The 11,355-nt window shown below is 38.6% G+C and carries 13 protein-coding genes; 3 read left to right on the forward strand and 10 right to left on the reverse strand.

The window, feature by feature from the left end:
* Positions 1-168: 168 nt before the first annotated feature.
* A complete protein-coding gene (locus ACB088_RS11880; RefSeq protein WP_375037072.1) occupies positions 169-861 on the reverse strand; it encodes a YggS family pyridoxal phosphate-dependent enzyme in 693 nt (230 codons plus the stop codon).
* Positions 862-987: 126 nt separating this feature from the next.
* Here ACB088_RS11880 and ACB088_RS11885 point away from each other — a divergent pair, with 126 nt between their 5' ends.
* A complete protein-coding gene (locus ACB088_RS11885) occupies positions 988-2,025 on the forward strand; it encodes a type IV pilus twitching motility protein PilT (protein ID WP_003653239.1) in 1,038 nt (345 codons plus the stop codon).
* A 19-nt stretch (positions 2,026-2,044) separates the two neighbouring features.
* Positions 2,045-3,163: a PilT/PilU family type 4a pilus ATPase gene (locus ACB088_RS11890; RefSeq protein ID WP_375037073.1), complete on the forward strand. Its 1,119-nt coding sequence runs from the start codon at positions 2,045-2,047 to the stop codon at positions 3,161-3,163.
* Positions 3,164-3,232: 69 nt separating this feature from the next.
* Here the strand turns inward: ACB088_RS11890 and fur are convergent, their stop codons facing one another.
* Entirely contained in the window at positions 3,233-3,670 is a 438-nt protein-coding gene (gene fur, locus ACB088_RS11895) for a ferric iron uptake transcriptional regulator (protein ID WP_003653242.1), read from the reverse strand.
* A 111-nt stretch (positions 3,671-3,781) separates the two neighbouring features.
* On the opposite strand from fur, the gene ACB088_RS11900 reads away from it, so the two are divergent.
* Positions 3,782-4,180 (forward strand): outer membrane protein assembly factor BamE, encoded by a 399-nt coding sequence (locus ACB088_RS11900; protein WP_003653245.1) that lies wholly within the window; start codon positions 3,782-3,784, stop codon positions 4,178-4,180.
* Positions 4,181-4,247: 67 nt separating this feature from the next.
* Here ACB088_RS11900 and ACB088_RS11905 read toward each other — a convergent pair whose 3' ends face one another.
* The 8 genes from ACB088_RS11905 to dut form a co-directional block, all read right to left on the reverse strand.
* The gene (locus ACB088_RS11905) at positions 4,248-4,559 is read right to left on the reverse strand and encodes an RnfH family protein (RefSeq protein WP_375037074.1); all 312 of its coding nucleotides are present in this window, start codon (positions 4,557-4,559) and stop codon (positions 4,248-4,250) included.
* Positions 4,559-5,626 carry a hypothetical protein gene (locus ACB088_RS11910; RefSeq protein WP_375037075.1) on the reverse strand — a complete coding sequence of 356 codons (1,068 nt, stop codon included), beginning with the start codon at positions 5,624-5,626 and terminating at the stop codon, positions 4,559-4,561. The genes ACB088_RS11905 and ACB088_RS11910 overlap by 1 nt, the downstream gene beginning before the upstream one ends.
* A gap of 152 nt (positions 5,627-5,778) precedes the next feature.
* On the reverse strand, positions 5,779-6,234 hold the full coding sequence (locus ACB088_RS11915; protein WP_375037076.1) for a bacteriohemerythrin: 456 nt from the start codon (positions 6,232-6,234) through the stop codon (positions 5,779-5,781).
* Positions 6,235-6,485: 251 nt separating this feature from the next.
* Positions 6,486-7,334, reverse strand: coding sequence for a class II glutamine amidotransferase (locus ACB088_RS11920; protein WP_199990298.1), 849 nt, complete (start codon positions 7,332-7,334; stop codon positions 6,486-6,488).
* A 108-nt stretch (positions 7,335-7,442) separates the two neighbouring features.
* On the reverse strand, positions 7,443-8,225 hold the full coding sequence (locus ACB088_RS11925) for a GNAT family N-acetyltransferase (RefSeq protein WP_202743887.1): 783 nt from the start codon (positions 8,223-8,225) through the stop codon (positions 7,443-7,445).
* A 122-nt stretch (positions 8,226-8,347) separates the two neighbouring features.
* Entirely contained in the window at positions 8,348-9,253 is a 906-nt protein-coding gene (gene argB / locus ACB088_RS11930) for an acetylglutamate kinase (protein ID WP_003653251.1), read from the reverse strand.
* Between the two features lie 15 nt (positions 9,254-9,268).
* On the reverse strand, positions 9,269-10,687 hold the full coding sequence (locus ACB088_RS11935; protein WP_375037077.1) for a phosphomannomutase/phosphoglucomutase: 1,419 nt from the start codon (positions 10,685-10,687) through the stop codon (positions 9,269-9,271).
* A 199-nt stretch (positions 10,688-10,886) separates the two neighbouring features.
* Positions 10,887-11,339: a dUTP diphosphatase gene (gene dut, locus ACB088_RS11940; RefSeq protein ID WP_003653255.1), complete on the reverse strand. Its 453-nt coding sequence runs from the start codon at positions 11,337-11,339 to the stop codon at positions 10,887-10,889.
* Positions 11,340-11,355: the final 16 nt, after the last annotated feature.

Consider the following 11,355-nt stretch of genomic DNA (forward strand, 5'->3'; position numbering starts at 1 on the left):
TTTTAGAATCTGCGTTGGTATAACTCCTGTCGTACCTGTATGAATCCATTCATCACTGTTTATTGTTATTCTTAGAAACATCCTGTCTCCTGATGAATTCATAATAAGTGAAAACCACTTCCCGCCATAGCCGCAAAAGGACGCAATGAACGTACGAAATAGCGTACATCAACCCTTTTGCGAATAGTCTCTAGCGCCAAATAAAGCAGTTCCCACACGGACCATGGTTGAACCTGCGGCTATTGCAGCCTCTAAATCACTCGACATTCCCATGCTTAAAGTATCCCAGTCTTCAGGGTGAGCATGTTTTTCTCTCACCTCATCAAATAAATGCTTAGCATCTGCAAAAGCGGCGGTATTGTCTGGCGCTGGAATCACCATCAAACCGCGTAGTCTAATTTTGGGTAATTGGCTAATTTGAGCAACTAACTCGGCAACCTCATCTGGTGCACAACCATCTTTACTATCTTGCCCGTCAATATTCACTTGCAAACAAATATTTAAGTCAGATTGATCTTGAAGCCTTTGATTAGATAATCGTTCAGCAATAATTAAACGATCTACACCGTGTACCCAATCAAACTTTTCAGCCAAATTTTTAGTCTTGTTTCGCTGAACATGACCAATAAAATGCCATTCAATTTCTAAATCTTGTAAAGCTTCAATTTTTTCCAAAGCTTCCTGTAAATAGTTTTCGCCAAATGCTCTTTGCCCTGCTGCATACATTTCACGCAAACTTTCACTTGGATGTGTTTTTGATACGGCTAAAAGTTGCACAGTTTCAGGCGCACGCTGAGCATGTTCACAAGCACGTCGGATTTGCTGTAATACGTGCTGTCGCGCATCTTGCAGGTAATTCATTGACAAGGTTCTCATTTTCAAAAAACTTTTTTGCTTTTCACCTAAAGCGAGGTGTTGGTATGCCTCGGTGAAAGCCGTATATTATTCTACAAAATAATGACATATTTTGATTTACTTGGGGAAATTATGGATATTACAGAGCTACTCGCTTTCTCTGTGAAAAATGGCGCGTCCGATTTACACTTGTCTGCTGGCATGCCACCAATGATTCGCGTTGATGGTGAAGTCCGTCGCATTAACTTACCAGCTCTAGACCACAAAGATGTTCACCGTCTGGTCTATGACATCATGAATGATAAACAACGCCGTGACTATGAAGAAAAGCTCGAAACAGACTTTTCTTTTGAAGTTCCAAATGTTGCGCGTTTTCGTGTCAATGCATTTAACCAAAACCGCGGTGCCGGTGCAGTGTTTCGTACCATTCCATCAAAAGTACTCACCATGGAAGATTTAGGCTTAGGACAAATCTTTAAAGATATTTGTGATTACCCACGTGGCATTGTGTTAGTTACAGGACCAACAGGTTCAGGTAAATCAACCACGCTCGCAGCGATGATGGACTATATCAACGAAAATCGTTATGACCACATTTTAACAGTTGAAGACCCAATCGAATTTGTACACCAGTCGAAGAAATGTTTGATTAACCAACGTGAAGTGCATCGTGATACGCATGGCTTTAATGAAGCATTACGCTCAGCACTGCGTGAAGACCCAGATATTATTTTAGTCGGTGAGATGCGTGACCTTGAAACCATTCGTTTAGCACTTACCGCTGCTGAAACTGGTCACTTGGTGTTTGGTACGCTCCATACGACTTCTGCTGCAAAAACCATTGACCGTGTGATTGACGTATTCCCTGCCGAAGAAAAAGACATGGTTCGTGCCATGTTGTCAGAATCTTTACAGGCTGTTATTTCGCAAACCCTCCTTAAAAAGAATGGTGGCGGACGTGTCGCAGCACATGAAATTATGATTGGTATTCCTGCCATTCGTAACTTAATTCGTGAAAATAAAGTCGCACAAATGTATTCATCAATTCAGACTGGTGCAAATCATGGTATGACGACACTCGACCAAAGCTTAAAAGGTCTAGTTTCTCGTGGTGTGATTAGTCCACAAACTGCACGTACAGCTGCAAAACAGCCTGAATCATTCCTATAAAAATAATTAGAGAATAAATATGGATTTTAATGACCTACTCAACCTTATGGTTGAAAAAAAATCATCCGATCTTTTTATTACAGATGGTGTTGCACCATCTATGAAAATTAACGGGCAAATTATTCCAATTTCAAAAAATAGTCTTTCTGGGGACGTTATTGGTCAGCTTTTACATTCCATCATGAGTGAAAAACAGCGCAAAGAATTTGCAGACACTCGTGAATGTAACTTTGCCATTATGAACCGTGATAAAACGGCCCGCTTTCGTGTGAGCGCTTTTCAGCAGCGTGACATGCCAGGTATGGTCTTACGTCGAATTGAAACTAAAATTCCTTCAATTGATGACTTGCAGTTACCACCAGTTCTTAAAGATTTATCGATGACCAAACGCGGTATCATTATTTTTGTTGGTGCAACAGGTACAGGTAAATCGACGTCTTTGGCTTCAATGATTAGCTATCGTAACCACAACACTAAAGGTCATATCATTACCATTGAAGACCCAATCGAGTTTATTCATGAACATGCAGGCTGCATCATTACCCAACGTGAAGTCGGGATCGATACAGACTCATTTGAAATTGCCTTAAAGAATACTTTGCGACAAGCACCAGATGTGATCTTGATTGGTGAGATTCGCTCTCGTGAAGTCATGGACTACGCAATTGGCTTCGCTGAAACGGGCCATCTTGTATTAGCCACGATGCACGCTAACAACGCCAACCAAGCGCTCGATCGTATTATTCACTTCTTTGAAAGTGATCGCCACAGTCAGCTTTACATGGACTTATCGCTTAACTTAAAGGCCATGATTGCGCAGCAACTTATTCCAACACCAGATGGCAATTCACGTCGTGCAGCCATTGAGATTTTGATTAATTCGCCATTAATTTCAGATTACATTCGTAAAGGCGAAATTCATGAAATTAAAGATTTAATGAAGCGTTCGCGTGAACTCGGTATGCAAACCTTTGACCAAGCGTTGTTTGATCTCTATAAAGCAGGCCAAATTACCTATAAAGATGCATTAAAACATGCCGACTCACCAAACGATTTGCGTTTGACCATTAAGCTTGCCGAAGAAGGACCTGATCAAATTGCAGGCACAAATCAGCATTTAACCTTCGACCGACAGTAATTTCTTCATAAAAAAAGGAAGGTTAAACGTAACCTTCCTTTTTTATTTGTTTTCTTTATGTGAAAACGATTATTTCTTGCGCAACACTTCCTGACACTCAGGTTCGTTACAGTAACCGTAGAGGTTTAATGAGTGACCTGTTAAGGTAAACCCATGTTGTTCTGCTACAGCATGCTGTTCCTTCTCGATAACATCATTAGTAAATTCAATAACTTTGTTGCAATTATAGCAAACCAAATGATCATGATGATCTTCTTGCATAATTTCGAAAACAGAATGATTATTTTCGAAATGATGGCGCTGAATGATACCCGCAGCTTCAAATTGTGTTAACACACGGTAAACTGTCGCAAGACCGACATCTTCCCCTTGTTCTAACAAAGTCTTGTAAATATCTTCAGCACTAAGATGATGTTGCTTTGAATTTTCTAATAATTCCAAAATCTTAATTCGTGGAAGGGTAACTTTAAGTCCAGCTTTGCGCAAATCTTGATTGGAAATAGGCATGAAAAAAGGTCTCTCAACAAATCTCAAGTTGGAATAGGCAATAGAATTTAGATGAAGTATGATCTATCCTTTGATCAAATGCATCATAATTTATTGGGATAGTGTAGCAAAATGCAAAAACTCGTGCTGACGTTATTAGTCACTTCACTCCTTGCTGGTTGTTCAATCTTTGGTGTATATAAGGTTGATATTCCTCAAGGGACTCCTTTGACCAAAGCTCAGGCCTCTCAAGTACAAGTCGGCATGAATTTCCAGCAAGTGCGTTTTTTGCTTGGTAGTCCAACTGTGACTGATCCCCTCAATCCTCAACGTTGGGACTACATTTACAACTATATCCCGGGAACTTATGCTAAAAAGGCAAAAATTCCTGCAGCACATGGTCAGCATTTAAAAATTTACTTTGATGGCACTGGCACAGTAACTAAAATTGAAGGTTTAGAAACTATTCCAGAATCGCAACCAGGTTTACCTGCTTCTAAAGAAGCGATTTTAACTGCCCCACCACTATAATCGTTTTTTCTAATAAAAATAAACCCCTCAAGTGAAATACTTCGAGGGGTTTTATTTATGGGACTTATTACTTTAAGCGATTACTTTTAATATATCGTCCCACAGGATTTTTCTCGGCGCGGTTACGGCGTATATCTTTAGGGTTAATAGTTAAAGGTCGATAGACCTCTACCCGATCACCTGCTTGCAAAATCGCATGTGCCTCAACTTTTGCACCAAAGATGCCAAGTTGTAATGGCTCAGGCAAATTCACCCGTGTCTGCAACCCGCTTGCCTCAACCGCTTGTAATGCAGTCATACCAGCTTCAAATGGAATAGCAACTAAAAACTGTTGCTCTGGGGCTGCAAAAGCAACCCACACTTGCTGAGCTTTTTCCATCAGATCATTTGTCCAATGACCGCAATCATGGCAATGACAATTGAAAGCGGTAATACAATACGCACTGCAATACGCCACAAGTTATAGAACAACTCATTGCTAAAATTCATCGATTTACGCAAGTGGCTAATTTTCATAATCCAACCAGCAAAAATTGCATAGATGAGGCAAATGAGTAATCCCCAAAGCATCAAAATCAGCGTAAAGATGCCATAAAGTTCAGGCACAGCCCAAACCGCAATTGCCAAAATAATGACAACCCATTGTAAAACGTACATCAGTTGACGTTGAGCAAGCTGTTCTTTGGCAAGTTGAATAAACAGAGCTGTTGTCATTACCGCAGTAAAAATCCAGGTAAAAACAGGAAGCTGTGCTTGAAGAGAAAAGAAACCAAACGCGACGACAGCAATTAACTGAGCCAACCAGATTGGAAGTGCAGTTTTTGTGGCACCTTCTTGAGAGTGAATGACAGACAAGCTATTTTGCCAGTAAAGTCCTAAGCCTAAACCACTCGCAACAAGTGCAAGTACGGTCACATTACCCCATTCTTTAAACTCAACATTTGTCCAATGCCAAGGCTGTAAAGTCGTTCCCATTGTATTAGCTAAAACAAGAGAAGCGATTACGCCGACTGTCATTAGTACAATTAAAATCTGACGCGGAATAAAAGATAAAATTAAAGCCGCAACAGCAAGACCAGCAAAAACAATTTGCCCAGAAACACTATTATTGAGCTGTGCTGTCAGTAAGTTGCCAGCTGTACTCAGTACACTCCCTGCTAAAAATGGAATAAAAATAACTGCAAGCCAACCAGCCAAACGCCATTTTGGTGAACTATCTGCTTCACGAGTTAAACTTGATAAAGCATTTAAAGCAGTAGTCTTCGACCGTTTTGCTAAGGCAATTTCCAAATAACAAACTGGCAGAGCCAATAACAGCATTGTGCCTAACCACAATAACCAGAAATCGATTTGACGATCAATCTGGATTCCCATAGCGGGTGCCAATGTCGCCATAATGATGAAAGATAAGCAAAACGCCATCAGGGGCGATAACCATCGTGACATAGGTATGTCCTGCATTATGCATTCCTTGAAAAAGACTATAGATATTTTGCCCGTCTCATGCCTGAAAATCAAAGTTTGCTCAATAAAAAAAGCAAACTACCGAAAAGATAGTTTGCTGCGCTAACTAGAATTATAAGTTTTGTTATTTCAAGTTATGCGAAAAACCGAGCAAACCAGTTTTTCCCTTTCTTCTTTTCTTTTTCCCTAATAATTCCCATCATGTTTTCTTTTACTGCTCCAACATAATCAGCATCATCATGTTGAATATGGTTAATTAACCATTTTGCTAAAATCTCTTGCAGCTCTTTTTCAATGGTATGTCCCATTTCAAAACGTTCACGATATAATTCTATTTTTTTAATAAATAAGTCATGAACACGTTTATGTGGAATTCGATATTTATAATCTGCCTCTTCTTGTAAACTTTCTTCAAAAGTAAAATGAGACTGTGTATAGTCAATAATATTGTCTAAAACATCTTTAATACGACGTCTATCTTCATCATCTCTTACTTCATCAATCTCATTAATATAATCAAGTATTCGTTTATGTTGCTCATCAATAACCTCGATACCCGTATTATATTCTGAAGCCCATTTCATTTTCATACATCTCCCCAATGATGTTCAATGACTGTTGCATAAACCTCATGATATATTTAAAGGATATAAATAAAAACAAAGCTATTTTGTCGGCTTTAAGATATGAAAAATATATTTAATTCAAGTGACTGTTTTTATTTATTTTTATAAAAATTAACCAACCAAAACAATAAAGTATTTTTCAAACAAAATACTTTATTGCTAAATGTTTAATATATACAAATATTTCTATTCATACATTTTAAATATACTTTATATTAATACTGATCTGCACGAGTAATACGTTTAAGCTCTGGATTTTCATGCTCACGTTTTAATCTTTCCACATGAGTAATTGCTTTTTTAATCGGCTTACCATGTTGAAATAAAATCATTTCCCCTGGTTGATAAGCAGTCCAGTTTTCATTATGTGTTAAAGGTTCTGTCGTTATAACTGCCACACGATCTTCAGGTGTAGTGACTTGACTAAAATCGACCTCAACATCTAAATCAATTAAATGAGCCTGATTAAATGGATATTCACGAACCAACCAATGTAATTTAGTGATCGCATAACTAAATAATGCCTTCCCATTCGACAAACAATAATTAAATGTGCCGTATTCAGCAATTTGTGGAGAAATTTTTTCTAATACTTCAAATATCTCATCAAGACTCGGTTCTTCATAACCGAAAGCTTCAACCAGTTGATCAAGCAAATAACAAAATGCACGTTCACTGTCTGTATTACCCACAGGTGTAAAACGCCCACTTAGCGGTGGGTTAAAATCATGTAAATCACCATTATGGGCAAAAATCCAATGACGGCCCCACAACTCTCTAATAAAGGGGTGAGAGTTCTCTAAAGTGATTTTACCTTGAGTTGCTTTGCGGATATGCGCGATCACGTTACGCGATTTAATAGGATAATTACGAATAAGGTCGGCAATTGGAGATTCAACTGCCGATTGATTATCTACAAATAGTCGGCAGGCTTTATCTTCGAAAAATGCTATGCCAAATCCATCACTATGATCTGAGGTAATTCCCGCACGTTGTGAAAAACCACGGAAAGAAAAAGTAATATCCGTTGGTGTTGCACAATTCATTCCTAATAGCTGGCACATATCGCTTTTTAAACTACTTCTAATTACCTCATATACTCTATTGTGCATGAGAGTAAAATTGCTTGCAAATCTCAATATGTGCTGGCTATTAGAAAATAGGACATATGGTTAACGCTGCCCCATTTTATTCATAACAAATGAAGTCGCCACTTTATTCACTTCCAGAAATACAAAATAATCTAGACAGTTAAATTCTTCATCAAAAAATGCCTGTTTCGATAATTTTGACTGCATGCTCAAATACATTTGGAACAATTTTGGCATACGCTCATCTTGTGGAAAACTGAACTCAGGATATTCAGGCTCATAGATTTTTTTCGAACGAATATCAATTGTTTTGCTTTCAGATAATTGCTGAATCTGGCGATGCGTGTAGTACGCTCTAGCCAAATTATCTTGCAGATGAATACTGACACAGCCCATCAAATATTTAGCGCGCATTGACCATAGCACTTTCGGTGCAAGGTTCAGCCACAGCATCGATAATGCTTTTCCATTACGAAAGCGAGGATGGACACAGGTACGCCCTATTTCTAAAACATTAGGAAGGTGCGATAACTGAGGAACAATATCAAACTCATGTGCGCTGTAGCTTTGTGCTATCTCATGACCTTGAAATAATTTTAGGCGGGTATACGCTACAATTTCTCCAGTCCACTTTTCACGTAAGACTGCATGCTCACAACCAAAATCATAAATGTCTTGATCTAAGTTATCTTCAAAATGAATTCCAAATTGTTGGCTAAATTGTTGTGCACGAAACCGCTGTACATCTTGTAATTCTTTTAAATTATCAACCCATTCAAAACGAAATTGTGTCTGATTTATAGCTTTTTGACGATTTAAAGGTAAAGTCCAGGTTTGGCGATATTGATTAAATTTTTCCAGCATAATGAACGCTCCTAGTGACACCCCTTACACTAGTCAAAGCTCATGACAAAAAAATGACCAAATTAAAATGGTATAAAAAAAGACCACCTAGGGTGATCTTTTTATTGAGAATAACAGATTTATTAAGCGGTTTTTGCGCGATTAGAAATGAGTGTTCCAACCCCATGATCAGTAAAGATTTCAAGCAATGTTGCATGTGGTACGCGACCATCAACAATATGCGCACTAACAACGCCGCCTTTAACAGCATCAAGTGCACAACCTACTTTAGGAATCATACCGCCATAGATCACGCCTGTTTCAATGAGACGATCAACTTCTTGAGTAGTTAGGCCAGTTAACAGATTTTTGTTTTCATCCAGCACGCCACTAATGTTTGTAAGCAAGATTAATTTTTCAGCACCTAATGCTTCTGCAACCTTACCAGCAACCAAATCAGCATTAATATTATAGGTATTGCCTTCTTCATCTACACCTAATGGTGCAATAACTGGAATAAAGTCACTTTGGGTAAACATTTCCAGCACATCTGTTTTAACGCCAGTTACTTCACCAACCATACCTAAATCAATATGTTTGATAGAACCGTCTTCTTCTTGCTTTTCCATAAGTAATTTACGGGCACGAAGTAAATTACCATCTTTACCTGTTAAACCAATAGCACGGCCGCCATGTTTATTAATCAGGTTAACAATCGATTTATTTACACTACCACCCAATACCATTTCAACCACTTCCATGGTTGCAGCATCAGTTACACGCATACCGTCAATACGATCAGATTCACGGCCTAACTGCTTTAAAAATGAGTCTACTTGTGGCCCACCACCGTGAACAACAATCGGATTTAACCCTACAGTTTTAAGTAAAACGATGTCTCGGGCAAATGAACTTTCTAGCTCCGGATCAGTCATCGCGTTGCCACCATATTTCACCACCAGCGTCTTACCAGTAAAACGTTGAATATACGGCAAAGCTTCAATCAAGATTTTTGCTTTGTCGACACCGATATGCTGATGTTGGGGCATTACGCCTCTCCTTACTTAGGCCTCTGAAAGTTCTTGTGCAATTTGCGGATAGTGTTCTTGCAACATATCTACAAATTTTTGCTGGATTTCCTTTAATCGTAAAGGATTATCTGCGTCAAATCTTACTGTAAAATATTCACCAGTATTTGATGCTCGAATAATGCCAAAACCATCATCAAAATCAAGACGTACGCCATCGATTTTACTGATACGAGCACCTAAACGATGACTTAAAATTTCAATATCTTGTAATACATACTTTGGATCGGACTGATAAGTACCAATATAGGTATCTTCTGTACAACATCTTTCTGGATAAGGTGCAAACAATTCGGAAATTGTTGTAGCATCAGATTGTGTAAAATATTCCATTACACGTAATGCAGCATATAAACCATCGTCGTAGCCAAAACCACGTCCATCATTAAAAACGTAGTGGCCTGCATATTCTCCACCAAAAATGGCGCGTCCATTCGACTGAGATAAATAAGCCCTTAAAAAACTACTTCCCGTGCGGATCATTTTTGCTTTTCCGCCGAGTTGTTCGACCGTTTTTTGAACCATGCGTGAACATTTCACATCGAAAACAATTTCTTGCTCTGGGTGCTGCTCTAGGCACATTTGCGCAAAAAGTGACAACAATCGGTCTGCAGTCAATATCTGGGCTTTTTCATCTACTAAAACAACACGGTCACCATCACCATCCAAAGCAATGCCTATATCTGCTTGTTGCTCAACAATTGCTTTTCGCAAATCACTTAAATGTGCTGCATGTGAAGGATCAGGTGCATGGTCTGGAAACTCTCCATTTGGATTGGTTCGCAAGGCAATCACTTCGCAGCCCATTTTTTCTAATATTATTTTTGAGCAGTGTCCAGCAGAGCCATGTAAACCATCTAAAACAACTTTTAAAGGACGTTTTAACTGAATATCTTTAAAAATGGCTTGCTGGTATTTCTGGCAAAACTCAGCTTTAAATTGAGCTGCCGTTAACTCAAGAACAGAAATTGAATGGGCTGGTACATAAGTTTGAGCTTCATCACCAACCTGCTGAATCATTTCAGGAGACGGCGGTTCACCTTTTAAAATCCACTTAATACCATTATCCGATTTTGGGTTGTGGCTTGCTGTCACCATAATGCCATTGCCACCAAAATCTCTCGCAATGTAATACATCATTGGTGATGAGCAGCAGCCGATATTGGTAACATTTAAACCTTGTTCTATTAAAATTTCTTCGATTAAGTGTGCATAAGCTGGACTTGTGAGACGGGCATCATAGCCAATCACTAATTGAGTTTGTTCTGCTTGTTTGTATTGTTGTGCCAATCCGTAGGCAATCGAACGGACAACGTCCGTGGTTAAGTAAGAAAGTTTGCCTCTAATATCGTAAGCACGAAAAATACTTTTTGGAAATGAGTGTCTTACATTCATAGCGTATCTTCTATTTAAAGATCAATTCGATCTATCGCAAAAACATAGATTATTCAAAATTTTTGAAGGGTTTGTTTGCTAAAAAAGTTAAAAGAATATGAGTAAAGCGTGTTGTAATATAATCCATTGTAACATTCAAGATGTAAAAAGAAACGCCTGTTCAACAGGCGTTTGATTTTCGTTAATATTTTCAAAAAGCTTATTGTTTGCCTGTGTGACCAAAGCCACCAGCGCCACGTAAAGTTTCTTCAAATTCTTCTACTTGCTCAAATTCAGCTTGAACAACTGGAACTAAAACGTACTGTGCTAGGCGCTCACCTGGTTCTAGACGGAATGTGGTTTGACCACGGTTCCAAACTGAAACCATCAATTCACCTTGATAATCCGAATCAATCAAACCAACTAAATTGCCAAGCACGATACCGTGTTTATGACCTAAACCTGAACGCGGTAAAATTAAACCAGCAAAATTTACATCATGAATATAAATTGCCATACCTGTTTTCACTAAAACAGTTTGTCCTGGTTCAATATCAATTGCTTCATCGACGCAGGCACGTAAATCTAAACCCGCTGAACCTGCTGTTGCATATGAAGGTAAAGGCCATTCTTTACCTAAACGCGGATCGAGCAATTTCACTTGAACTTTCATGGGATTTCCTAAAAAT

The organism is Acinetobacter sp. RW6 (assembly GCF_041956835.1).
Lineage (GTDB): Bacteria > Pseudomonadota > Gammaproteobacteria > Pseudomonadales > Moraxellaceae > Acinetobacter > Acinetobacter calcoaceticus.

Coding starts and splice junctions, on each gene's coding strand:
- dut (WP_003653255.1), bottom strand. CDS start 11,339: ATGAAAGTTCAAGTGAAATTGCTCGATCCGCGTTTAGGTAAAGAATGG.
- ACB088_RS11880 (WP_375037072.1), bottom strand. CDS start 861: ATGAATTACCTGCAAGATGCGCGACAGCACGTATTACAGCAAATCCGA.
- fur (WP_003653242.1), bottom strand. CDS start 3,670: ATGCCTATTTCCAATCAAGATTTGCGCAAAGCTGGACTTAAAGTTACC.
- ACB088_RS11885 (WP_003653239.1), top strand. CDS start 988: ATGGATATTACAGAGCTACTCGCTTTCTCTGTGAAAAATGGCGCGTCC.
- ACB088_RS11900 (WP_003653245.1), top strand. CDS start 3,782: ATGCAAAAACTCGTGCTGACGTTATTAGTCACTTCACTCCTTGCTGGT.
- ACB088_RS11935 (WP_375037077.1), bottom strand. CDS start 10,687: ATGAATGTAAGACACTCATTTCCAAAAAGTATTTTTCGTGCTTACGAT.
- ACB088_RS11910 (WP_375037075.1), bottom strand. CDS start 5,626: ATGTCACGATGGTTATCGCCCCTGATGGCGTTTTGCTTATCTTTCATC.
- ACB088_RS11925 (WP_202743887.1), bottom strand. CDS start 8,225: ATGCTGGAAAAATTTAATCAATATCGCCAAACCTGGACTTTACCTTTA.
- ACB088_RS11920 (WP_199990298.1), bottom strand. CDS start 7,334: ATGTGCCAGCTATTAGGAATGAATTGTGCAACACCAACGGATATTACT.
- ACB088_RS11915 (WP_375037076.1), bottom strand. CDS start 6,234: ATGAAAATGAAATGGGCTTCAGAATATAATACGGGTATCGAGGTTATT.
- ACB088_RS11890 (WP_375037073.1), top strand. CDS start 2,045: ATGGATTTTAATGACCTACTCAACCTTATGGTTGAAAAAAAATCATCC.
- ACB088_RS11905 (WP_375037074.1), bottom strand. CDS start 4,559: ATGGAAAAAGCTCAGCAAGTGTGGGTTGCTTTTGCAGCCCCAGAGCAA.
- argB (WP_003653251.1), bottom strand. CDS start 9,253: ATGCCCCAACATCAGCATATCGGTGTCGACAAAGCAAAAATCTTGATT.